Origin of the sequence: Variovorax sp. PvP013 (assembly GCF_050435945.1) — a bacterium.
Lineage (GTDB): Bacteria > Pseudomonadota > Gammaproteobacteria > Burkholderiales > Burkholderiaceae_C > Variovorax.
This window is the reverse complement of the sequence record NZ_JBNDLF010000012.1, coordinates 83512-107127: the sequence shown is the minus strand read 5'-3', so window position 1 is coordinate 107127 and position 23616 is coordinate 83512. Positions and strand designations below refer to the sequence as shown.

Genomic DNA, 23616 nt, shown 5'->3' with positions numbered 1-23616 from the left:
GATCGTGTCGCCCAGGTTCGACGGGTTCAGGTTCGGGCTGTAGCTCGCCCCGGGGGTCCACTCGCCGCCGATGAGGTTGTCGTGTCTTTGCATGGTGTGCTTCAGGTCGCCTTGATGTGGTTCTTGCGGACGATCTCGCCCCACAAGGTGTGGTTGTCGGAAGTGATCTTGGCGAGCCGCTCCGGCGTTCCGCCGCCCACGAGGTCGCCGTTCTTGGTGATCGAGCCGCTCACGCCGGGCGCGGCGAGCGTGGTGTTCAGCGCCGCGTTCAGCTTCCCGACGATGGCCGGGTCGAGCTTCGGCGGGCCGTAGAGGCCGACGAAGACGGTGACGTCGAAATCCTTCACGCCCAGTTCGGCGGCGGTCGGCACGTCGGGCAGGGCCGGCAGGCGTCGCGCGCCGGTGACGACGATCGGCCGGACCTTGCCGCTCTGGATGAAGGGGATCAGCAGCGAGGCCGCGTCCATGATGCAGGGCACCTGGTTGCCCACCACGTCCTGGATCGCCGGCGCGCTGCCCCGGTAGGGCACCTGGTTCATGGCCGGCAGGCCGGTGCGCTCGCGGAAGTGCTCCATCGCCAGGTGCGTGTTGCCGCCGCTGCCGCCGGTGGCGTAGCTGAAGCCGCCGGCCTTGTCCTCGGCCTTCACCCAGGCGACGAATTCCTTGAGGTTCTTCGCCGGCGAGGACGGATTGACGCACAGCACCAGCTGCGACTCCAGGATCATGCCGATGGGCGTGAAGTCGTTCGGGTTGGGCGGCGACGGCGAGGTGAAGGTGTGCGGGTTGATCGTGAAGCTGGTGTTGGCGACCAGCAGCTTGTAGGGATCGTGGGCCCGCATCACCTCGGCGGCCGCCAGGTTGCCCGAGGCGCCCGGGCGGTTGTCGACCAGGAAGGTCTGCCCCAGCGCGCTCGCCAGGCCCTGGGTGACGAAGCGCGCGCCCATGTCGGTCAGTCCGCCCGGCGGGTAGCCGACGATCAGCGAGACCGGCTTGACCGTCGGCCAGGCGGGGTCGGCCCAGGCGGTGGTGGCGGGAGCGAGCGCCGCGAGGCCGGCGCCGGCGGCGGCCGCGCGGAGGAATTCGCGGCGTGGGATCGGTGGGTTCATGTCGTGCATCCGTGTCGGTCGACGGGCGGCGCTCAACGGCCCCAGCGCAGGACCAGGGGGTCGAGCCGCCGGGCCGCGTCCAGCAGGCCGGCGCGGACCTCGGGGCGCAGGGCGGGCCACGGCGCACGCGGCAGGTCGCAGGCGATCACGCCGCCCTCCTTCATCAGCGCCTTGGCGGTCAGGAAGCCGGCCTGCCGGTTCTCGTAGTTGATCAGGGGCAGCCAGCGCCCGTACTGCGCGACGGCCGCCTCGCGGTCGCCGGCGGCGTAGGCGTCCATGATCTTGCGGATGCCGTCCGGAAAGCCGCCGCCGGTCATGGCGCCGGTCGCGCCGGCGTCCAGGTCGGCCAGCAGCGTGATGGCCTCCTCGCCGTCCCACGGGCCCTCGATGGCCTCGCCGCCCTGCTCGATCAGGTCGCGCAGCTTGGAGGCCGCGCCCGCCGTCTCGATCTTGAAATAGCTCACCTGCTCGATCTCGCGCGCCATGCGGGCGAGGAAGGGCGCCGACAGCGGCGTGCCGGCGGCCGGCGCGTCCTGCACCATCACCGGGATGTCGATGGCGTCGGAGACGCCGGCGTAGAACTCGAAGACCTTGGATTCCGGCACCCGGAAGGTGGCGCCGTGGTAGGGCGGCATCACCATGACCATGGCCGCGCCCATGTCCTGCGCCCGGCGGCTGCGCTCGGCGCACACCCGGGTGCTGAAGTGGGTGGTGGTGACGATCACCGGCACGCGCCCGGCCACGTGCTCCAGGGACACGCGGGTCAGCACCTCGCGGTCCTCGTCCGACAGCAGGAACTGCTCGGAGAAGTTCGCCAGGATGCACAGGCCGGTCGAGCCGGCGTCGATCATGAAGTCGAGGCACCGCTTCTGGCTCTCCAGGTCGAGCGCGCCGGACTCGTCGAAGGTGGTCGGTACGACCGGGAACACGCCCCGAAAGCGGGGCTGGCTGCGCGAGGGCGACGGGCGGGGGGACGGCATGGGCAGGTTCTTTCTCTCGTTCGATGGTCGGTGTTCGATGGGTCGGGATCGGCGGCGCGATCGTCCCGGTCAGTGCGAATGGCGCGGCACGTCGTTGCCGCGGCAGCCGACCAGGAAGTCGAGGTCGCAGCCCTCGTCGGCCTGCAGCACGTGGTCGACGTAGAGGCGGCGGTAGCCGCCGTCGGCCGGCGCGGGTTCGAGCGCGATGGCCGCCAGGCGCTCGGCCAGTTCGGCATCGGGGATGTCCAGGTGCAGGCGGCCGCCGGCGCAGTCGAGCTCGATCCAGTCGCCGTCGCGCACCGCCGCCAGCGGGCCGCCGGCGGCCGCCTCGGGCGCGACGTGCAGCACCACCGTGCCGTAGGCAGTGCCGCTCATGCGGGCGTCGGAGATGCGCACCATGTCCTTGATGCCGGCACGCAGCAGCTTGGGCGGCAGGCCCATGTTGCCGACCTCGGCCATGCCGGGATAGCCGCGCGGGCCGCAGTTCTTCAGCACCATCACGGAGTCGGCGTCGATGTCGAGCGACTCGTCGACGATGCGCTCCTTGTAGTGCTCCAGGTTCTCGAACACCACCGCGCGGCCGCGATGCTGCAGCAGCGCCGGCGTGGCGGCCGAGGGCTTGAGCACCGCGCCGCGCGGGGCCAGGTTGCCGCGCAGCACGCAGATGCCGCCATCGGCGAGCAGCGGCTTGTCCAGCGGCCGGATCACCTCGTCGTTGGTCAGCGGCGCTTCCCTGACGTTCTCCCACAGGCTGCGGCCGTTGACCGTGAGCGCGTCGGGGTGCGGCAGCAGGCCGGCCTCGCCCATGCGCCGCAGCACCGCCGGCAGGCCGCCGGCGTAGTAGAACTCCTCCATCAGGAAGCGGCCCGAGGGCATCAGGTCGACCAGCGTCGGCGTGCCGCGGCCGATGCGCGTCCAGTCCTCCAGCTCCAGCGGCACGCCCATGCGCCCGGCGATGGCCTTGAGGTGGATCACGGCGTTGGTCGAGCCGCCGATGGCGGCGTTGGTGCGGATGGCGTTCTCGAAGGCCTCGCGCGTGAGGATCTTCGACAGCGTCAGGCCCTCGCGCGCCATCTCGACGATGCGGATGCCCGACATGTGCGCCAGCACGTAGCGCCGCGCGTCGACCGCCGGGATCGCCGCGTTGTGCGGCAGCGAGGTGCCCAGCGCCTCGGCCATGCAGGCCATGGTCGAGGCGGTGCCCATCGTGTTGCAGGTGCCGGCCGAGCGCGACATGCCGCCCTCGGCCGAGAGGAACTGGTGCAGGTTGATCTCGCCGGCCTTGAGCGACTCGTGCAGCTGCCACACCGCCGTGCCCGAGCCGATGTCGCGCCCGTTCAACTTGCCGTTGAGCATCGGCCCGCCCGTGACGACGATGGCCGGCACGTCGCAGCTCGCCGCGCCCATCAGCAAGGCGGGCGTGGTCTTGTCGCAGCCGGTGAGCAGTACCACGGCGTCGATCGGGTTGCCGCGGATGGCCTCCTCGACGTCCATGCTCGCCAGGTTGCGCGTGAGCATGGCGGTGGGCCGCAGGTTCGACTCGCCACTGGAGAACACCGGGAACTCGACCGGGAAGCCGCCGGCCTCGTAGACGCCGCGCTTGACGTGCTCGGCGATCTTGCGGAAGTGGGCGTTGCAGGGCGTCAGCTCCGACCAGGTGTTGCAGATGCCGATCACGGGCCGGCCGTCGAACTCGTGGTCGGGGAAGCCCTGGTTCTTCATCCAGCTGCGGTACATGAAGCCGTTCTTGTCGGCGCTCCCGAACCATTCGGTGGAACGCAGTTTCTTGGGGGTGGGACGATCGGACATGGTGCGGACGAGGCCTCTGGAGATGGATGGGGGAGCGTCGGAGCACGCGGCAGCGACGGCAGCGGGCGCCGGAAGAAAACGGGGAGCGGCGAAGGACGAACTCGAAGGCGGATGCGGATGCAGATGCGGACCGGCGCCGTCAGCGCCGTCGTCGCCCGGCGGTGAAGAAGCGCTGCAGCAGGCAGAACACGAACAGCAGCGCGCCGACCACGATGCGCGTCCACCAGGAACTGAGCGTGCCGTCGAAGGCGATGAGCGTCTGGATGATCCCCAGCATCAGCACGCCGAACAGCGTGCCCGCCACGTAGCCGACGCCGCCGCTGAGCAGCGTGCCGCCGATGACCACCGCCGCGATGGCGTCGAGTTCCAGCCCGACCGCGTGCAGCCCGTAGCCCGAGAGCATGTAGAACGTGAACAGCACGCCCGCGAGCGCCGAGCACAGGCCCGAGAGCGCGTAGACGCCGATCAGCGTGCGGCGCACCGGCAGGCCCATCAGCCGCGCCGAGGCCTCGCTGCCGCCGATGGCGTAGACCGCGCGGCCGAAGGGCGTGCCGTGGGCGACGAACACCGCCACCGCCAGCACGGCGACGGCGATTACCGCGCCCAGCGAGAGCGAGGCGCCGCCGCCCAGCGGGATGCGCAGCTGCGCCAGCCCGGCATAGGCCTCGCTGGTGATGCTGATCGAGTCGATGCTGATGAGGTAGCACAGGCCGCGCGCCAGGAACATGCCCGCGAGCGTGACGATGAAGGGCTGCAGCCGGAAGCGCTCGATCAGGAAGCCCATGGCGCCGCCGAAGACGGTGCCCATCGCCAGCACCAGCGGGATGGTCGCCGCCGGACTCCAGCCGTGGTGCTCCACCAGCGAGGCCGACACCATCGTCGTCAGCGCCACCACCGAGCCGACCGACAGGTCGATGCCGCCGGTGAGGATGACGAAGGTCATGCCCACCGCCACGACCACCAGGAAGGCGTTGTCGATCAGCAGGTTGAGGAACACCTGGGCCGAGAAGAAGCCGTCGTAGCGCAGCGAGCCGAGCAGCGCCATCAGGGCGAACAGCGACACGGTCGCCGTCAGCGGCAGGTACTTGGGGTCGAGGCGGCGCGACGCGGCCGGCGCTGGCGCGGCCCGCGCCGGCGACATGACGGCCGGCGCGGCGGCGGCGTCGAGCCCGCGCAGGTCCGGGTGGGGGTCGATGGAAACCGGGAGGTTGGCGATCGTGTTCATTGCGCGGCTCCTTGCTGGGGACGCACCGCCAGCACGCGCAGCGCGTCGCGGAATTCCGCCGACTGCAGCAGCATCACGGCGAACACCACCACCGCCTTGACCACCAGGTTGATCTCCGGCGGCACGCCCAGCGAGTAGATGGCGTAGGTCAGCGTCTGGATGATGAGCGCCCCGATCACGCTGCCCACCAAGCTGAAGCGCCCGCCGGTCAGCAGCGTGCCGCCCAGGGTCACGGCCAGGATGGCATCGAGCTCGAGCAGTGCGCCGGCGTTGTTGCCGTCGGCGCTCTTGACGTTGGAACTGATCAGCAGTCCGGCCAGCCCCGCGCACAGGCCGCACACCGCGTAGGCGCCGACGATCAGGCGCCGGGCGTTGACCCCGGCCACGCGCGCGGCCGTCGGGTTGATGCCCACGGCCTGCAGGAACAGGCCCAGCGCGCTGCGCGTGGCGGCCAGGTAGAGCGCCGCGAAGACCCCGGCCACGACGAAGATCGAGAACGGCAGGCCCAGCAGGTAGCCCCCGCCGATGAAGAAGAACGGCGGGTGGTAGATGGTCAGGATCTGGCCGTCGGTGATGAGCTGCGCGATGCCGCGGCCGGCCACCATCAGGATCAGCGTGGCGATGATGGGCTGCATGCCCGCGCCGGCCACCAGCGCGCCGTTCCACAGCCCGCACGCCAGCGCCACGGCCAGCGCCGCGCCTATGGCCAGCGGCAGGCCGAAGCGGGCGCTGCCGTCGGCCGCGCCGCCGATCGTCCAGGCCGCCACCGCCGCCGAGATCGCCACCACCGCGCCGACCGAGATGTCGATGCCGCGCGTGGCGATGACCAGCGTCATGCCCAGCGACACCAGCACCAGCGGCGCGGCCCGGTTCAGGATGTCGATCAGGCTGCCGTAGAAATGGCCGTCGCGCCACTCGACGTGCAGGAAGCTCGGGTTGAAGGCCGCGTTGACGGCCAGCAGCAGCGCCAGCGTGACCAGCGGCCAGGCCAGGCGGTGGCGCATCGCGCGCGCGGGGAGGGAGGAGGACGGATCGGACATGGGAATGGGGAATGGCGGGAGTTGGCGTGTAAGTCAGGCCGGCTGGGCCGCGATGAGTTCGTAGACCTCGTCCTCGGTGCAGCCGCCGGGCAGCTCGCCGACCTTCACGCGGTCGCGCAGCACCACGATGCGGTGCGCCACGCGCACCACCTCGGCGATCTCCGACGAGATGAAGAGCACCGCCATGCCGGCCTCGGCCAGCTTCAGGATCCGATCCATGATGTCCTGCTTGGCGGCGACGTCGATGCCGCGCGTGGGCTCGTCGAGGATCAGCAGGCGCGGACCCGTGGCCAGCCAGCGCCCGATCACGGCCTTCTGCTGGTTGCCGCCCGACAGCAGGCCGATCGGCGTCTCGATGCTGGCGGTCTTGATGCCCAGCAGGGCGACGAAGCGCTCGGCCAGCTTCGTCTGCTCGGCGTGCGAGAGGAACTTGCCGACGCCCATGCGTGCCTGCAGGGCCAGTGCGATGTTCTCGCGCACCGACAGCTCGGCGACGATGCCATCGGTCTTGCGCTCCTCCGGGCACAGCGCCAGGCCGGCGGCGATGGCGTCGGCCGGGCTGGCGAAGCGCACCTCGCGCCCGTCGATGCGCAGCACGCCGGCGTCGGGCGTCTCCAGGCCGAAGAGCAGGCGCGCGAGTTCGGTGCGCCCGGCGCCCAGCAGGCCGGCCAGGCCGACCACCTCGCCGGCGCGCAGCTTCAGGTCGATCGGCTGGAGCTGCCCGGCCTGGGCCAGGGCACGCGTCTCCAGCAGCGCGGCGCCGTCGTCGCCGACCACCTCGGGCGGCGCCTGCCGCGCCTGCTGGGCCGCGAGTTCGCGTCCGAGCATCGCGGCGATCAGCGCCGGCGCGGGCAGTTCGGCCACCGGCCACTCGCCGACCCAGGCGCCGTTGCGCAGCACGGTGATGCGGTCGGACACCGCGTAGACCTGGTTCATGAAGTGCGTGACGAAGACGATCGCCAGGCCCTCGCCGCGCAGCCGGCGCAGCACGGCGAAGAGCTTCTGCACCTCGTCGTCGTCGAGGCTGGAGGTCGGCTCGTCGAGGATCAGCACCTTCGAGCGCAGGCCCAGCGCGCGCGCGATCGCCACCATCTGCTGCACCGCCACCGGGTAGCTCGACAGCAGCCGCGTGACGTCGATGTCCAGCCCGATGCGCGCGAGCAGCTGTCGCGCGCGCTCCTCGACCACGGCCCAGTCGATGCGGCGGCCCTGCGCCCAACCGTGGCGCGGGTAGCGTCCGGCGAAGACGTTCTCGGCCACCGAGAGGTTCGGGCACAGGTTCACTTCCTGGTAGACGGTGCTGATGCCCAGGCGCTGCGCGTCGACCGGCGTGGCCGGACGGATCGCCCGGCCGTCGAGCCGGACCTCGCCGGCGCTGGCCGGGAACACGCCCGTGAGCACCTTGATGAGGGTCGACTTGCCCGCGCCGTTCTGCCCCATCAAGGCGTGGATCTCGCCGGGATAGAGGCGCAGCCGCACGTCGCGCAGCACCTCGACGGGACCGAAACGCTTGCCGATGCCGGCGAGTTCGAGCACGGGCGCGGGCCGGCCGGCGGCGTCGGCCGACGTGTCGATCGTGACGAAGGTGTCGTCGCGCCGACCGGTCACGGCGTCGGCCTCGGATGGAATGACGGCGTTCATCGGTTCAGCGGTTCTTGTGGTAGACGTCGATGAACACGGCCGCGAGCAGCACGAGGCCCTTGATCACCTGCTGGTAGTCGATACCGATGCCCATGATCGACATGCCGTTGTTCATCACCCCCATGACGAAGGCGCCGATCACCGCGCCCATCACCTTGCCCACGCCGCCCGAGGCCGACGCGCCGCCGATGAAGCAGGCCGCGATCACGTCCAGCTCGAAGCCCAGGCCGGCCTTGGGCGTGGCGGTGTTCAGGCGCGCGGCGAACACCAGCCCGGCCAGCGCCGCCAGCACGCCCATGTTGACGAAGGCGTAGAAGCTCAGGCGCCGGGTGTCGATGCCCGACAGGCGCGCCGCCTTCTCGTTGCCGCCCAGGGCGTACACGCGCCGGCCGATGGTGGTGCGGCGGGTGACGAAGTCGAACAGCCCGATCAGCAGGGCCATCACCACCAGCACGTTGGGCAGGCCGCGGTAGGAGGCCAGCATCCAGGCGAAGCCGATCAGCAACGCCGAGAAGACCACCGTCTTGCCGACGAAGAAGCCCGCCGGCTCGCCCGCGATGCCGTGGGCGCGCTGGCGCTGGCGGGTGCGCCAGCCGGCGGCCGCGAACGCCGCCGCCAACGCCACGCCCAGCAGCAGCGAAGTCATCCTCGTGCCCTGGACGTCGAACGCATCGGGGATGAAGCCCGAACTCAGGCGCTGGAACACCTCCGGAAAGGGGCCGATCGACTGACCCGCCAGCAGGGCCAGCGCCAGTCCCTTGAAGACCAGCATGCCCGCGAGCGTGACGATGAACGACGGGATGCGGAAGTACGCGACGAACCAGCCCTGCGCCGCGCCGACCAGCGCGCCGCAGGCCAGGCAGGCGAGCGTCGCGGGCAGCACCGGCCAGTCGTGATTGACCATCAGCACCGCCGCCAGCGCGCCGACGAAACCGCTGACCGAGCCCACCGACAGGTCGATGTGTCCAGCCACGATGACCAGCAGCATGCCCAGCGCCATGATGACGATGTAGCTGTTCTGCAGCACCAGGTTGGTCAGGTTGAGCGGCTGCATCAGCGTGCCGTCGGTCATGACCTGGAAGAAGATCATGATCGCGATCAGGCACAGCAGCATTCCGTACTCGCGGAAGTTGCGGCGCAGGAAGGCGGCCGTCGACGCGGTGTCGGCGGGGGCGGCGACCGGTCGGGCCAGGGCGGAGGTTTCTTGGGTCATGCAATCGTTCTCGTGGTGGCGTCCGCCGCCCGGGGCGCATGCCCCCGGAGGATGGCGCCCATGATCTTTTCCTGCGAGGCCTCGGCCGTCGGCATCTCGGCGACGAAGCGGCCCTCGTTCATCACGTAGATGCGGTCGGAGATGCCCAGCAGCTCGGGCATCTCGGAGGAGATGACGATCACGCAGCGCCCCTGCGCCGCCAGTTCGGCAATGAGCGCGTAGATCTCGTACTTGGCGCCGACGTCGATGCCGCGCGTGGGCTCGTCGAGGATCAGCACCTTGGGGCTGGTGAACAGCCACTTGCCCAGCACCACCTTCTGCTGGTTGCCGCCGGAGAGGTTGACGGTCTTCTGCTCCACGTCCGGCGTGCGGATGCGCATGGCGCGGCGATAGCCCTCGGCGATCTCGTTGTCGCGCAGGTCGTCGATGACGCCCGCGCGCGCCACGCCGGCCAGGTTGGCCAGCGAGGTGTTGAAGCGGATGCTCTCCTCCAGCACCAGGCCGGCGCCCTTGCGGTCCTCGGTGACGTAGGCGAGCCCCTGCGCGATGGCCTTGCCCACCGTGCCGACGTCGACCTCGCGGCCGTCGACCAGCACCCGGCCCTCGATCTGCCGGCCCCAGCTGCGGCCGAACACGCTCATGGCGAACTCGGTGCGGCCCGACCCCATCAGCCCGGCGATGCCCACGACCTCGCCGTGGCGCACGTTCAGGTCCAGGTCCCGCAGGAAGGCGCGGTCGTGGCGCTGCGGATGCCGCGCCGACCAGCCGCGCACCTCGAAGCCGACCTCGCCGATGACCGGCGCGCGCGGCGGGTAGCGGTCGGCCATCGCGCGCCCGACCATGCCGCGGATCACGCGGTCCTCGCTCACCGGACCGGCGGCGCAGTCGATGGTCTCGACCGTGCTGCCGTCGCGCAGGATCGTGACCGCGTCGGCCACGCGCGCGATCTCGTTGAGCTTGTGCGAGATCAGGATGCAGGTGATGCCCTCGGCACGCAGCCCGATCAGCAGGTCGAGCAGGGCCTGGCTGTCGTTCTCGTTCAGGCTGGCGGTGGGCTCGTCGAGGATCAGCAGGCGCACGCGCTTGGACAGCGCCTTGGCGATCTCCACCATCTGCTGCTGGCCCACGCCCAGGTCGCCCACCGGCGTCTCGGGCGACAGCCGCAGGCCGACCTTCTCGAGCAGCCCGCGCGTGCGACGGTGCGTCTCCAGCCCATCGATCACGCCGCGCCGGGCGATCTCGTTGCCCAGGAACAGGTTCTCGGCGATGGAGAGCATCGGCACCAGGGCGAGTTCCTGGTGGATGATGATGACGCCGGCGCGCTCGCTGTCGTGGATGCCGCCGAACCGGCGCACCTCGCCGTCGTAGACGATGTCGCCGGCGTACTCGCCGTGCGGATAGACGCCGCTCAGCACCTTCATCAGCGTCGACTTGCCCGCGCCGTTCTCGCCCACCAGCGCGTGGATCTCGCCCGCGCGGATGCGCAGGTCGACGCGGTCGAGCGCGACCACGCCGGGAAAGGTCTTGCGGATGTTCCGCATCTCCAGCAGTACCGTCATCGAGATTGCCTTCCGTGCGCCACGCCGTGGCGCACCGGGTTCACTTGACCTGCGAGGCCTTGTAGTAGCCGCTGCCCACCAGGACCGACTCCCAGTTGGACTTGTCCACGCTCACCGGCTTGAGCAGGTAGGCGGGCACCACCTTCACGCCGTTGTTGTAGGTCTTGGTGTCGTTGACCTCGGGCGTCTTGCCCGAGACCACCGCGTCCACCATGTTGGCCGTCACCTTGGCGAGTTCGCGCGTGTCCTTGAACACCGTCGAGGACTGCTCGCCGCGGAGGATCGACTTGACCGAGGGCACTTCGGCGTCCTGGCCGCTGACCACCGGGCACGGCTGCTGCGCGCTGCAGTAGCCCACGCCCTTGAGCGAGGACAGGATGCCGATCGACAGGCCGTCGTAGGGCGAGAGCACGGCGTCGACGCGGGCGTTGCCGTAGTAGGCCGACAGCAGGTTGTCCATGCGCGCCTGCGCCACCGCGCCGTCCCAGCGCAGCGTGCCGACCTTGTCCATGCCCGTCTGCTTGCTGCGCACCACCAGCTTGCCGCCGTCGATGTAGGGCTTGAGCACGCTCATCGCGCCGTCGTAGAAGAAGAACGCGTTGTTGTCGTCGGGCGAGCCGCCGAAGAGTTCGATGTTGAACGGGCCCTTGCCCTGCTTCAGGCCGAGCTTGTCGACGATCGAGGTCGCCTGCAGCACGCCGACCTGGAAGTTGTCGAAGGTGGCGTAGTAGTCGACGTTCTTCGAGCCCTTGATCAGGCGGTCGTAGGCGATGACCTTGATGCCGCGATCGGCCGCGTTCTGCAGCACCTTCGACAGCGTGGTGCCGTCGATGGAGGCCACCACCAGCACCTTGGCGCCGCGCGTGACCATGTTCTCGATCTGCGCGAGCTGGTTGGGGATGTCGTCGTCGGCGTACTGCAGGTCGGTCTTGTAGCCGCGCTCCTTGAGCACCTTGACCATGTTGTCGCCGTCGCCGATCCAGCGCGCCGACGACTTCGTCGGCATGGAGATCCCGACCAGCCCCTTGTCCTGGGCCTGCGCCAGCGGCGCGAGCGCCGCGACGGCGGCGAGGGTCGCCGTGGCGACGAGCGTCTTGAGGAATGTGCGTTTCATGGAAGCGATCTTTCGAGGGGAGTCTCAGTTGTTATGGGTGCTTGTGGATGCCGCATGCATCCGTCGAAACCGGCACGTCCCAAGCCCGGGGATACCGCGGAACCGGCTCCGCCGGGCCGCCGGTATCGCCCCCTTCCAGGGGGTTGGCGAAGCGACAAGAAGTGCGCGAAGACTGGGGGTGGTCAATATTTGCGCTTCGGGAATTCGGCGGCGGCCGTCTCCATCGGGAAGATGCCCTCCTCCGTCACGATGCGCTTGGGCACCGGCTTGCCCGCCAGGACGTCCTTGACCGCCGTCATCAGCTGCGGGCCGAGCAGCGGGCTGCACTCCACCGACACGTTGAGCTTGCCGGCCATCATGGCCTGGAAGGCGCCCTTGACGCCGTCGATCGAGATGATCGTGATGTCCTGGGCCGGCTTGAGCCCGGCCTCCTCGATGGCCTGGATGGCGCCGATGGCCATGTCGTCGTTGTGCGCGTAGAGCACGTTGATGTTCTTGCCCTCGGCCTTCAGGAAGGCCTCCATCACTTCCTTGCCCTTGGCGCGCGTGAAATCCCCGGTCTGCGATCGCACGATCTTGAACTTGGGATCGGCCTTGACGATTTCCTCGAAGCCCTTCTTGCGGTCGATGGCCGGGGCCGAGCCGACCGTGCCCTGCAGTTCGACGATGCGCACCTCGCCGGTCTTGCCCTTCATGCGCTCGACCAGCCAGCGCCCGGCCTTGCGGCCTTCCTCGACGAAGTCCGAGCCCATGAACGTCACGTAGAGCGAGGTGTCCTTGGCGTTGACGGCGCGGTCGGTCAGGATCACCGGGATCTTGGCGGCCTGCGCCTCGCGCAGCACGTTGTCCCAGCCCGACTCCACCACCGGCGAGAAGGCGATCACGTCGACCTTCTGCGCGATGAAGGCGCGCAGGGCCTTGATCTGGTTCTCCTGCTTCTGCTGCGCGTCGGAGAACTTGAGTTCGATGCCGGCATCCTTGGCGGCGGACTTGATCGATTCCGTATTGGCGGTGCGCCATTCGCTTTCGGCACCGACTTGGCTGAAGCCCAGCACGATCTTCTTCTGCGCGAAGGCGAAGCCCGGCATCAGGGCGGCAGCGCCCAGCGTCGTGGCTGCGGCTGCGATGAGTTGTCTGCGATTGGTCGTCATGGTCCGTCTCCTGTTGGCCGCCTCGGCGGCGATGTTGTTGTCGAAACTCGATGCGAAGTGTAAGAATGGAATTTGTATTGATCAAATACTTTTTTGATCAAAATTGATATCGATAAACACATTCAGGCAAACCCCCATGTCCGTATCGACCGACAGCATTCATTGGTTCCTTCGCGCCCGTCTGAAGACGCGCCAGCTGCTGCTGCTCTCGGCGCTGGCCGACGAGGGCAACATCCACGGCGCGGCCCGCGTGCTCCACATGACGCAGCCGGCCGCCTCCAAGCTGCTCAAGGACCTGGAGGACGCGCTGGAGGTGCCGCTGTTCGAGCGCCTGCCGCGCGGCATGCGGCCGACCTGGTACGGCGAGACCATGATCCGCCACGCGCGCGAGGCGCTCGCCAGCCTCAACATGGCCCACGAGGAGCTGACGGCGCTCAAGGCCGGCCGCTTCGGGCAGGTCGGGGTGGGCGCCATCACCTCGCCGGCGCTGGCCCTGCTGCCGCCGGCCATCGCGATGGTCAAGCGCGAGCAGCCGAGCCTGCGCGTGGTGCTGGAGATCGAGACCAGCCCGGTGCTGATCGAGCGGCTGCGCCAGGGACGGCTCGACATCCTGGTCGCGCGCTTCCTGGGCGAGGAGGACAAGGCGAACCTGCGCTACGAACCCCTGACGGGCGAGCCCGTGTGCGCCGTGGCGCGCCCCGGCCATCCGCTCGCGGGCCACGGCAGCCTCGCGCTGCGCGACGTCGTCGGCGCGAGCTGGATCGTGCCGCCGGCGGGCAGCGTGCTGCGCCACCGCTTCGACCTGATGTTCCAGGAAGCCGGCCTCACGCCCCCCTTCAACGTGATCGAGACCGCCGCGATCCTGTTCATCACGCGCATGCTCCAGCAGAGCGACACGCTGTGCGTGATGGCCGCCGAGGTGGCGCGCTACTACGCCTCGCACGGCATCCTGGAGATCCTGCCGCTGGACATGCCCTGCCACATGGACGACTTCGGCTTCATCACGCGCACCGACCGGCTGCTCTCGCCCGGCGCGACGCTGCTGCTGCAGTCGCTCAAGACCGCCAGCCTGCCGGTCTACGGCCGACGACCCGAGCCGGCCTGAGCGCGGACCGCGGACGACGGCGAGGCCGGGTCTCCCCCGCCCTCGCCGGGGTCGTCACACCCAGCCGGCGTCGACCGTGAACTCCTGCGCCGTGCACATCGCCGCGTCGTCGGAGGCCAGGAACAGCACCATGCGCGCGATGTCGTGCGGCTGCAGCTTGTCGGGCAGGCACTGGTTGCGCTGGAGTTCGCGCTCCCCTTCCTCGTCGAGCCACAGCGCGATCTGACGTTCGGTCATGACCCAGCCGGGCGAGACCGTGTTGATGCGGATGCGGTCCTGCCCCAGCGTGCGCGCCAGCCCGCGCGTGAGGCCGTTGACCGACGACTTGGCGATGGCGTAGCACGGGTAGCCCGCGCCCTTGCCCTGCCAGCCGGTCGATCCCAGGTTGATCACCGAGCCCGCGCCCAGCCGGCGCATGCCCGGCACCACCGCCTGGATGGCGAAGAAGGCCGGCCGCTCGTTGATCGCCATGCGGTCGTCGTAGTAGTCGGGCGTGACCGACTCGAGCGTGTGGCGGTCGTCGCTCGCCACGTTGTTGACCAGCACGGAGAAGTCGCCGAGCGCCAGGGCCGCCTCGGCGATGGCCGACTGCAGCGCCGCGACGTCGCGCACGTCGCAGGTCCGCCACCAGGGCGCGGGATCGCCGGCCGCCTCGATCGACTGCGCGAGCGCGCGGCTCGGCCCCTGGGCGATGTCGACGAAGGCCACCCGCGCGCCCTGCGCCGCCAGCGCCCGCACGATGGCCGCGCCGATGCCGCTGCCGCCTCCCGTGACGAAGACGTTGCGGCCGTGCAGGCTGGGATAGATGGAAAAGGCGTCGGCGGGGATGGCGCTCATGTCGGAGTCTCCGGATGGTGTTTTTTCTATCATTGCAAAAATCGTATTGATAAATATTCTAATAACTTCTTTTCATTATCAATATGCCTTGATACGATCCGGCGCGTCAAGAGCCTTTTCGGGACGCCGTCGCCGCGCCCCTTCCGACCATGCCGCACGCGCCGCTTTCCCCTCCCCGTCCATCCGGCCCGCCTCGCTGCGTCTGGGACGCCGGCGCCCTGCTCGGCGAGGGCGCCCTGTGGTCGCCCCGGCTGCAGGCGCTGTGGTGGGTCGACATCCTCGGGCGGCGACTGCATCGCCTGCGCCCGTCGGACGGCGAGCGACGCAGCTGGGCCTTCGACGAGGAGATCTCGGCCGTGGCCGAGATCGCGGAAGGCGCGGACATCTCCGATTCGGCCGACATCACGGCCTCGCCCGACCTGCTGCTGATCACGCTGCGGCGCGGCTTCGCCACCTTCGACCCGGCGACCGGCGAGGTGCATTACCGCCACCGCCCGGACGAGCCCGCGACCAACCGCTTCAACGACGGCAAGTGCGACGCGCGCGGGCGCTTCTGGGGCGGCACCATGGACTTCGCCTGCGAGGCGCCCACGGGCGCGCTCTACCGCCACGACCCCGACGGCGGCACCGCCCGCCACGACGCCGGCTTCGCCGTCACCAACGGCCCGACGTGGTCGGCCGACGGCGCCACGATGTACTTCAACGACACGGTGCGCGGCACCGTGCTGGCCTACGACGTCGACGCCGCCACCGGCACCCTGTCGAACCGTCGCGTCTGGCTGCAGCTCGAGCGCGGCGACGGCGTGCCCGACGGCATGACCACCGATGCCGCCGGCCGCGTCTGGATCGCGCACTGGGGCGCCGGCTGCGTGAGCTGCCACGACCCGGTCACGGCCGCCGAGCTGGGCCGCATCGAGCTGCCGGCCCGCCAGATCACCAGCTGCGCCTTCGGCGGCCCCGACCTGCGCACCCTCTACGTCACCAGCGCCGCCACCGGCCTGGACGACGCCCGGCGCGCGGCCCAGCCGCTCGCAGGCGCCCTCTTCGCCGTCGAGCTCGACAGCCCCGGCGTGCCCTCCCACCGTTTCGGACAAGGTCCTCGATGACGCATCCCATCGTCTGGCTCCGGCACGCCGGCCAGCAGCTCGGCCTCGTGCCCTCCCTCGGCGGCAGCGTCGCCGCCTGGCGCCGCGACGCCACCGACGGCGGCACGCCGCTCGACCTCTGGCGGCCCTGGGACGGCGTCACGCCCGACCTCTACAAGCTCGCCTCGTTCGCGATGGTGCCGTGGTCCAACCGCATCAGCGGCGGCGGCTTCGAGCACGAAGGCCGCTTCCATCCGATGCGCCCGAACCGCGCCGGCGAGCCCTACCCGATCCACGGCGACGGCTGGCTGCAGCCCTGGACGCTGTCCCGGCCGGCCGACGACACGGTGGTCATGACGCTGGCCTCGCGCCATTTCGACGGCAACCCCTACGACTACGAGGCCGTGCAGACCTTCCGGCTGGTCGACGGCGGACTCGACCAGCGCGTCGAGGTCACGCACCGGGGCGCCGATCCCCTGCCCTACGGCCTGGGCCTGCACCCGTGGTTCCCGCGCCCGGCGGGCACCCGCGTGCAGGCGCCGGTCGACGGCGTCTGGCTGTGCGGCGCCGACCCGATCCCGACCGGCCACACGGCCGAACTGCCCGAGGGCTGGGACCTGGACGGCGGCATGTCCGCATGGGGGGCGCTGATCGACAACGGCTTCAGCGGCTGGGGCGGCCACGGCCGGATCGACTGGCCCGAGCACGGCCTGCGCCTCACGGTGGCGCAGCGCGAGCCGCACCTCGACGGCGACGACGCGAAGGGCTTCTGCCTGGTCTACCGGCCGCCGGAGGGACCGGGCTTCTGCTTCGAGCCGATCACGCACCCGATCGACGCCTTCCACATGCCGGGCCGGCCGGGCCTGCGCGTGCTGGCGCATGGCGAGTCGATGCGGCTGGACGTGGCCTGGCGCTTCGAGGACCTGTAGGGCGCACCGGGGGCGGCATCGCCGCCGCCCGCCGGCCCCCTGCGCCGGAGATCGGCCGGGCGCCGGGCGATGGCCGCGGTCCGACCGTCCTGCCTCGGGCAACGGAGCCGGTCGCTGCCCGGCCCCGCTCGCTTCACGCGGGCCTTCCGCTCACTTCCACCAGACTTCCATCTGCGCGCCGAAGACGGTGGCGCTGCGACGGCCGTCGGCGCCGAAGCCCGACGCGTTGGCCACGGCGGCGGCCTGGTTCCAGTTGGCGCGGGTGGCGTAGAGCCGGAACTCGGGCCGGGTCCAGAAATCGGTGTCCGGCGAGAAGGCGACCGCGAGCGTGCCCTTGTTCAGGGTCTGGCGCGCCTGGCCGTCGACGGCGCGGCGCGTGACGCCGACCTCCGCCAGCAGCTTGGTGTACTTCGCGATGCCGTAGGACACGCGACCGCCCACCGAGAGGTCCTTGGTCTCCGGTCCGCTGTCCGGGCTGGTGGTCTGGTAGCCGATCAGGGTCTGGCCACCGAAGCGGCCGATCTGGAAGTCCAGCGAGTCCAGGATGCGCCGCTGCTGCGCACCGGGCTGCGGCGTGGTCACCGTGCGGGTCACGAGCGGCGCGAAGGTGGTGTTGGGGTCGAAGCCGACGCCCGTCAGCAGGCCGGTGGTGGTGGTGCTGTTGTCCAGGTTGTAGAACTTGCCGTTGATCGCCGCGTGGCCGCTCGACGCCTGCACGATCGCCGTGTTGTTCAGGCCGGCGACCAGGAAGTTCTTCTGCACGTGCATCAGGCCCGCGGCACCGCCGTCCTTGCCCTGGGCAAAGGCGCCGGACACGAGACCGCCGGTGATCGTCAGCGCGCCGCCCGGATTGGTCGGGATGTCGCGCCACTGCGCATTGACGCGGCGGGCGTTGTTGGGCGTGCCGCCGCGGTTGTCGAAGGAGTCGGAGGTGTGCGCCGAGACGTTCAGCCGGCCCAGTCCGCCCAGCGGGATGTCGTCGATGCCGGCGCCGTAGTTGTCGCCGTCCTCCAGGATGAACTTGTCGACGATGTGCACGTCCACGATGCGGTGGTAGCGCTGGCCGGCCCACAGCGTCGAGGGATTGCCGAAGATGCCGCCGAGGGTGAAATACGCCTGCGCCGTGCCGGTGGTGCCGTTGTAGACCTTGGGCATGTAGTACACGCCGAAGTTCGCGCCGTTGCCGAGGTCGAAGCGCTTGCCCAGGCCGAACTCGAGGTAGTTGTCGCCTTCGTTGCCCAGGCGGTACTTCTGCAGGTCGCCGCCGAGGGCGTAGCCGCCCTTGGGCGCGCCGTTGCCGCCGCCGTAGAAGCCGCCTCGGCCGTAGCCCCAGAACTCCAGGCCGGTCGCCTGGTTGACCTTGGCGACGAAATCCCTCGTCGGGTCGGCCTTGACCTGCGCGTCCGGCGGCACCGAGTCCATGGGCACCGCCTCGACGGTCTGCGCCTGCGCCTGCCCGTGGAGGACCGTCAGGAGCACGGTGATCGCGGCAGCGATGGCATTGAATGAATGGGATTTGAATTGCATGGAAAGTCTCCTCGTGTTGTCGCGGTTTTTGGAGTGACGGAATTGCCTGGCTTTTTGCGGGCGCAGGTCTGCCCGGCGCCAGCGACGCAGGTCGCTGGACGGTTCTGTGATTCGGAGAAAAGGAGACGGCCCGCGCGATGGGGCCGGAATCTAGATCGGTGGCGCGGCCGGCTGCTGCATCAGGCGATGCCGGACGGGGAATGGCTCGGCGCGCGGCACGACGTACGGGTCGTGCGGCACCGGTCCTTTCGTCACCCGAGGTGACGGGACAGAAGAGTCAATGAAATCCATCGAATTTCTTGTAGTTATGTTTTTCGACCTGTTCGAGCAACGCTGACTCGAGTGAGACGGAGAACTCTAATTGACTGCCTTTTGAGTCGATTTCGGTGCAAACCCTGAAATAACTCGTATTAATTCGGCACTATCGATACTCATCCAAATATCAATTGGGCTGAGCCACCGGCATGTGCGATCGCATCGTTTCGCGCAGTGCGGCGAGTCGGCGATCGCACCGCCGAATCCGTCAATGCCAATGCCACGCCATCGACGCGGAACAGGTGAGAGCCCTCGGCGTCGACCCGCGGGGCGATGGCGATGTGCGCCGGACGCACGCCCAGGACCAGGGCGCCGGTCTGCGCGGCCGGGAGCGCGCGCGAGATGCATCGTCGTGCCGAGTTCGCGGTGCAGCCTGGCGGGCGCGATGCGCATCGTCGCGCGCAGCGACGCGTCCAGATTTGACAGTGGCTCGTCGAACGGGAACACCTTCGGCCTGCGTGCGACGGAGCGGCCGATGGCGCAAAGGCGCCGCTGTCGCCGACCTCTGCCGATCCCCGACCGCACCTCGATCGACATCGCGGCGTCGCGATGCGGCGTTCCGCGCTCCGCGCTCCGCTCAGTCCTCCAGGTCGTAGCGCATCTGCAGTTCGCGGATGATGCGACCGATGTCGTTGCGATGCCGCTCGCGGTCGCTCGCGACGCGCACGGTCCAGTTCGGTCCGCCCTCCTCCGCCTCGATGCCGACGACGCCGCCGGTGTGAACGTCGGTGCGTCGACCGTGCAATTCGGGAATGGCCTCGATGCGCTCGATCAGCAGGGCATGGAGTTCGGCGGCGGTGCGGGTGGGTCGGGTCATGTGGACGAGGCCTCGGAAAACCAGGGCACCAGGCGATGGCCCACGCGGTCTCCGAGAGCAACGCACGAGCAGCACACCGGAAGCAGGCCGAACGCCGCTGCCCTTCGGATGCGAATCCTCCACTGTATAGAGGCAATGCCTTCGATGCGGTGGATGAGTCGGCACCAGCGTCGACACCCACTCATCGAGCATGCTGAGATGGTACCGACTCGTCCGGCAACGACTCAGCGCGAGCCATCGGACTTCCCTCCGATCGACTCTGACGTGGCCTGCTCGACGAGGTCGGTCGTGCGTCGCGCTCACCCCGTGCGACGGACGGCCTGCGTCGTCGGCCTTTCGACTCGCGAAAAAGGGAAGGATGGAATTTCTTGGATCACTGCCGACGGACGGGCCGCCTTCCGTCACCGGTTTTGCGAGTGGTTCGATCGCTGTCGAGACCCTCGCGTCCGCCGACCAGGCCGCTGCGTCTTGCGCATCGGCGAGCGAGGTGCGGAGGACGGGATCGGTCGACGCCGGGGCGGCCGTCGATTCATCGAGTGTCGACGTCCGGTGCCGACAGCACCCGCGCCAGCCAGTCGCACAACGCACTGTCCGGGTCCTCGAAGCCGTGGATGGCGGTGAAGTGCTGCGCCTCGGGCTGGTCCAGCAACTCGACCCGGTTGCCGGCGGCCCGCCACGCGTCGCGCCAGGCGAGCGACTGGCGGGCGAACTCGGCCTGCTCGACGCCGCCCCAGGTCAGCAGCACGGGCGTGGCGCAGGGCCGCATCGGCAGCAAGGCCGGCGAGCAGCGCCGCACCAGTTCCTCGGTCAGCTGGATCTTCGGCTGCAGATAGCTGAAGCGCAGCGGCGCCAGGTCGTACAGGCCGCTGGCGAGCACCGCGCCGGCGAACGGATCGGCCGGCAGGCCGTAGTCGCGCGCCCACTCGGTCTGCAGGCACATCGCCGCCAGGTGGCCGCCGGCCGAGCTGCCGCCCACCGCCACCCGCGTCGGGTCGCCGCCGTGCGCGTCGATGTGACGCAGCACCCAGGCGCAGGCGGCGCGCGCCTGCCGGACGATCTCGTCGAGCGTCACCGCCGGACACAGCGCGTAGTCGGGCACCACCACCGTGACGCCGCGCCGCTGCAGGCCCAGCGCGACGCAGCTGAAATCGCCCGCCGACAGCGCCCGCCAGTAGCCGCCGTGGATGAAGACGAACACCGGCGCGCCGGGCCGTCCGGCCGGGAAGATGTCGAGCGTCTCGGCGCGCGTCGGACCGTAGGGCACGCCGAGCCGGCAATCCATCGTCGCGCGGGCGTGCGCGCTGCGCTCGGCGTAGTGGCGCATCTCCGCCGCCCGGTCGACCACAGGCAATGCGGGGTCGTAATGGGCGTCGATCTGTTCCTGGGTCTCGAAGTCGCGGTAGAGGCGGGGCATGAACGAACTCCTGATTCCGAATGTTTTTCAAACGCAGCAGCGTGACGATCGTGGAGCCTATTCCAAGACACCGCGGAACCGGCTTTGCCGGGCCGCCGGTGTTGCCCCCGAAGGGGGTTGGCGAAGCGACACGAAGTGCGCGAAGACTGGGGGCGAGCTCAAACTCCGATGTACGTCTGCCACAACGCCGGCTGCGCCGCCAGCGCGGCCGAATCGCCCTGCCAGACGACGCGCCCGCGCTGCACGATGGTGTGCGTGTCGGCCAGCGCGACGAGCCGCTGCACGTACTTGTCGATCACCAGGATGCTCTGGCCGCCGGCGCGCAGCCGGGCCAGGCAGCGCCAGATCTCCTCGCGCACCAGGGGCGCCAGGCCTTCGGTGGCCTCGTCGAGCACCAGCAGGTGCGGGTTGGTCATCAGCGCCCGGCCGATGGCCAGCATCTGCTGCTCGCCGCCGGAGAGCTGGTCGCCCCGGTTGCGCGAGCGCTCGGCCAGTCGCGGGAACAGGTCGCAGACGCGCTCCAGCGTCCACGGGTCGGCCGAGCGGTTGCGGTTGGCGGCGAAGGCGCGCAGGTTCTCGGACACCGACAGGTTGGGGAAGATCTGCCGCCCCTCGGGCACCACCGCCAGCCCCATGCGGGCGATGCGGTCGGGCTCCAGGCCCTCGATGCGCTCGCCGAGGAAGCGCACCGTGCCGCCGGACGGGCGCAGCAGGCCGAGCACCGCGCGCACCGTCGTCGTCTTGCCCATGCCGTTGCGGCCCAGCAGCGTGGCGACGTCGCCCGCGCCGATGCGCAGGCCGACGCCGAACAGCACCTGGCTGCTGCCGTAGGCGGCGCGCAGGTCGTCGACCTCGAGCAGCGCCGGCCGCGCGGCAGCGTCGGCCGCGACGCCGGCACCGGTGCCGCCCCGGCCGCCGACATTCGATCCCTGCATCGTGCTCACGCCCCGGCCTCCGTCGGCAGTTCGTCGCCCAGGTAGGCGCGCCGCACCTCCGGGTGGTTGCGGATGTGCCCGGGCGCGCCGCACGCGATCACGCGGCCGGCCACCAGCACCGAGATGCGGTCGGCCATCCGGAACACCGCGTCCATGTCGTGCTCGACCAGCAGCATCGTGGTCGCCCCGCGCAGCGACTGCAGCAGGGCCAGCATGCGCTCGGACTCGTCCGGTCCCATGCCGGCCATCGGCTCGTCGAGCAGCAGCAGGCGCGGCGACGTCGCCAGCGCCAGGCCGACCTCCAGCTGCCGCTGCTCGCCGTGCGCCAGCGCGCCGGCCAGCGCGTGCAGGCGCGCCGCCAGGCCGACGCGCTCGGCGACCGCGTCGGCCTCGGCGTAGCGGGCGGTTTCCGCGCGCGCCGGGCGCCAGAAGCGCAGGCTCGATCCCTGGCGCGCCTGCACCGCCAGCGCCAGGTTGTCGCGCACCGACAGGCGAGCGAAGACGCTGGTGATCTGGTAGGACCGGACCAGCCCGCGCAGCACGCGGCGCGGCATCGGCACGCGCGTGACGTCCTCGCCGCCGAAGACGATGCGGCCGGCGTCGGGCGCCAGCGCGCCGGAGATCTGGTGGATCAGCGTCGTCTTGCCCGCGCCGTTGGGGCCGATGAGCGCGTGCAACTCGCCCGGCAGCACGTGCAGCGCGGCACGGTCGGTGGCGACCAGGCCACCGAAACGCTTGACCAGGCCGTCGACGTGCAGCAGCGGCGCCGCAGCGTCGGCAACCGGGTGCGCGTTCGTCGTCGTGCGCATGCCGGTGCCGCTCACGACCGCGCTCCACGGCGCGACAGACCGGCCAGCCCGCGCGGCGCCGCCAGCACCACCGCCAGCAGCACGGCGCCGAGCGCGAACTGCCAGTGGATCGTGTAGGCCGACAGGACCTCCTCCAGCAGCAGGAACACCGCCGCGCCGACGAAGCCGCCCCACAGGTGGCCGACGCCGCCCAGGATCACCATCACCAGCAGCAGGCCCGACTGGTTCCACTGCAGCAAGGCCGGACTGACGAAGCCCGACTGGTTGGCCAATAGCGCGCCGGCCAGCCCGGCGAGCCCGCCCGCCAGCGTGAAGGCGACGAGCTGGTAGCGGTAGACCGGAAAGCCGATGGCGCCCATGCGCGTCTCGTTCTCGCGAAGCGCCTGCAGCACGTGGCCGAAGCGCGCGTCGAGCAGGCGCTGGACGCCGACGAACACCAGCGCGAACAGCCCCAGCACCACGTAGTAGAAGCGGGTGTCGCTGGCCAGATCGACGCCCGCGCCCAGCACGGAGCGGCCGGGCAGGGTCAGCCCGTCGTCGCCGCCCCAGGTCTTCCAGGACACCATCAGGTAGTACAGCATCTGCGCGAAGGCCAGCGTGATCATGATGAAGTAGACGCCCCGCGTGCGCAGGCTGACGGCGCCCACGGCCAGGGCGAACAGCGCGCCGGCCGCGACCGCCGCCGGCCAGGCGATCCAGGCCGACGTCACGCCCTCCTGCATCAGGATGCCCACCACGTAGGCCCCCAGGCCGACGAAGGCCGCGTGGCCGAAGCTGACCATGCCGCCGAAGCCGAGGATCAGGTTGAGGCTGGTGGCGGCCAGCGCGAAGATCAGGATGCGGGTCGCCAGGCCGACGTAGAAGTCCTCGCCGAGCGCCGAGGCGACGGGCGGCAGCGCGGCCAGGAGCAGCAGCACGGCGAGGCTGCGCCATGGGTGCAGCGGGTGGTCGAGCAGGCCGGAGGGCGCGGTCGTCGTCGAAGCGGAAGGAACGGGTTGCATCGGA

The 23616-nt window shown here is 70.2% G+C and carries 20 protein-coding genes and 1 pseudogene; 3 read left to right on the top strand and 18 right to left on the bottom strand.

Annotated features, from left to right (window positions below; all coding sequences use genetic code 11):
* Nucleotides 1-101: 101 nt before the first annotated feature.
* The 10 genes from ABID77_RS21030 to ABID77_RS20985 all read right to left on the bottom strand — a co-directional run bounded on the left by ABID77_RS21030 (nt 102) and on the right by ABID77_RS20985 (nt 12838).
* On the bottom strand, nt 102-1106 hold the full coding sequence (locus ABID77_RS21030; protein WP_429600149.1) for a Bug family tripartite tricarboxylate transporter substrate binding protein: 1005 nt from the start codon (nt 1104-1106) through the stop codon (nt 102-104).
* Between the two features lie 32 nt (nt 1107-1138).
* A complete protein-coding gene (locus ABID77_RS21025; protein WP_429600146.1) occupies nt 1139-2086 on the bottom strand; it encodes a dihydrodipicolinate synthase family protein in 948 nt (315 codons plus the stop codon).
* Between the two features lie 69 nt (nt 2087-2155).
* Entirely contained in the window at nt 2156-3895 is a 1740-nt protein-coding gene (locus ABID77_RS21020; protein ID WP_429600144.1) for an IlvD/Edd family dehydratase, read from the bottom strand.
* Between the two features lie 139 nt (nt 3896-4034).
* The gene (gene yjfF / locus ABID77_RS21015; protein ID WP_429600163.1) at nt 4035-5036 is read right to left on the bottom strand and encodes a galactofuranose ABC transporter, permease protein YjfF; all 1002 of its coding nucleotides are present in this window, start codon (nt 5034-5036) and stop codon (nt 4035-4037) included.
* A gap of 80 nt (nt 5037-5116) precedes the next feature.
* The gene (locus ABID77_RS21010) at nt 5117-6160 is read right to left on the bottom strand and encodes an ABC transporter permease (protein ID WP_429600142.1); all 1044 of its coding nucleotides are present in this window, start codon (nt 6158-6160) and stop codon (nt 5117-5119) included.
* A 33-nt stretch (nt 6161-6193) separates the two neighbouring features.
* Nucleotides 6194-7801, bottom strand: coding sequence for a sugar ABC transporter ATP-binding protein (locus tag ABID77_RS21005; RefSeq protein WP_429600139.1), 1608 nt, complete (start codon nt 7799-7801; stop codon nt 6194-6196).
* A 4-nt stretch (nt 7802-7805) separates the two neighbouring features.
* Complete coding sequence (mmsB, locus tag ABID77_RS21000) at nt 7806-9014, bottom strand: multiple monosaccharide ABC transporter permease (protein ID WP_429600136.1); 1209 nt, start codon at nt 9012-9014, stop codon at nt 7806-7808.
* The gene (mmsA, locus tag ABID77_RS20995; protein WP_429600134.1) at nt 9011-10573 is read right to left on the bottom strand and encodes a multiple monosaccharide ABC transporter ATP-binding protein; all 1563 of its coding nucleotides are present in this window, start codon (nt 10571-10573) and stop codon (nt 9011-9013) included. Before mmsA ends, mmsB begins: the two co-directional genes overlap by 4 nt.
* Nucleotides 10574-10613: 40 nt before the next feature.
* Nucleotides 10614-11687 carry a multiple monosaccharide ABC transporter substrate-binding protein gene (gene chvE / locus ABID77_RS20990; RefSeq protein WP_429600131.1) on the bottom strand — a complete coding sequence of 358 codons (1074 nt, stop codon included), beginning with the start codon at nt 11685-11687 and terminating at the stop codon, nt 10614-10616.
* A 182-nt stretch (nt 11688-11869) separates the two neighbouring features.
* The gene (locus ABID77_RS20985; protein ID WP_429600128.1) at nt 11870-12838 is read right to left on the bottom strand and encodes an ABC transporter substrate-binding protein; all 969 of its coding nucleotides are present in this window, start codon (nt 12836-12838) and stop codon (nt 11870-11872) included.
* 136 nt (nt 12839-12974) lie between these two features.
* Here ABID77_RS20985 and ABID77_RS20980 point away from each other — a divergent pair, with 136 nt between their 5' ends.
* Nucleotides 12975-13943: a LysR family transcriptional regulator gene (locus tag ABID77_RS20980; protein WP_429600126.1), complete on the top strand. Its 969-nt coding sequence runs from the start codon at nt 12975-12977 to the stop codon at nt 13941-13943.
* A 54-nt stretch (nt 13944-13997) separates the two neighbouring features.
* Here the strand turns inward: ABID77_RS20980 and ABID77_RS20975 are convergent, their stop codons facing one another.
* Nucleotides 13998-14780 carry an SDR family NAD(P)-dependent oxidoreductase gene (locus tag ABID77_RS20975; RefSeq protein ID WP_429600123.1) on the bottom strand — a complete coding sequence of 261 codons (783 nt, stop codon included), beginning with the start codon at nt 14778-14780 and terminating at the stop codon, nt 13998-14000.
* 149 nt (nt 14781-14929) lie between these two features.
* Between ABID77_RS20975 and ABID77_RS20970 the strand changes: the two genes are divergently transcribed.
* Both ABID77_RS20970 and ABID77_RS20965 read left to right on the top strand, forming a co-directional pair.
* Nucleotides 14930-15886, top strand: a complete 957-nt coding sequence (locus tag ABID77_RS20970) for an SMP-30/gluconolactonase/LRE family protein (protein WP_429600120.1) — start codon at nt 14930-14932, stop codon at nt 15884-15886.
* The gene (locus ABID77_RS20965) at nt 15883-16794 is read left to right on the top strand and encodes an aldose 1-epimerase (RefSeq protein WP_429600118.1); all 912 of its coding nucleotides are present in this window, start codon (nt 15883-15885) and stop codon (nt 16792-16794) included. The genes ABID77_RS20970 and ABID77_RS20965 overlap by 4 nt, the downstream gene beginning before the upstream one ends.
* A gap of 150 nt (nt 16795-16944) precedes the next feature.
* Here ABID77_RS20965 and ABID77_RS20960 read toward each other — a convergent pair whose 3' ends face one another.
* The 7 genes and pseudogenes from ABID77_RS20960 to ABID77_RS20930 form a co-directional block, all read right to left on the bottom strand.
* Complete coding sequence (locus tag ABID77_RS20960) at nt 16945-18321, bottom strand: carbohydrate porin (protein WP_429600115.1); 1377 nt, start codon at nt 18319-18321, stop codon at nt 16945-16947.
* 660 nt (nt 18322-18981) lie between these two features.
* Nucleotides 18982-19131: pseudogene (locus tag ABID77_RS20955) on the bottom strand (sugar ABC transporter ATP-binding protein); the annotation flags it as partial.
* An 82-nt stretch (nt 19132-19213) separates the two neighbouring features.
* A complete protein-coding gene (locus ABID77_RS20950) occupies nt 19214-19453 on the bottom strand; it encodes a hypothetical protein (protein ID WP_429600112.1) in 240 nt (79 codons plus the stop codon).
* A 529-nt stretch (nt 19454-19982) separates the two neighbouring features.
* Nucleotides 19983-20867, bottom strand: coding sequence for an alpha/beta hydrolase (locus ABID77_RS20945; protein ID WP_429600109.1), 885 nt, complete (start codon nt 20865-20867; stop codon nt 19983-19985).
* Between the two features lie 158 nt (nt 20868-21025).
* Nucleotides 21026-21811 carry an ABC transporter ATP-binding protein gene (locus tag ABID77_RS20940; RefSeq protein ID WP_429600106.1) on the bottom strand — a complete coding sequence of 262 codons (786 nt, stop codon included), beginning with the start codon at nt 21809-21811 and terminating at the stop codon, nt 21026-21028.
* Entirely contained in the window at nt 21808-22611 is an 804-nt protein-coding gene (locus ABID77_RS20935; protein ID WP_429600161.1) for an ABC transporter ATP-binding protein, read from the bottom strand. Before ABID77_RS20935 ends, ABID77_RS20940 begins: the two co-directional genes overlap by 4 nt.
* 11 nt (nt 22612-22622) lie before the next feature.
* Nucleotides 22623-23612 (bottom strand): branched-chain amino acid ABC transporter permease, encoded by a 990-nt coding sequence (locus ABID77_RS20930; RefSeq protein WP_429600103.1) that lies wholly within the window; start codon nt 23610-23612, stop codon nt 22623-22625.
* Between the last annotated feature and the right edge of the window lie 4 nt (nt 23613-23616).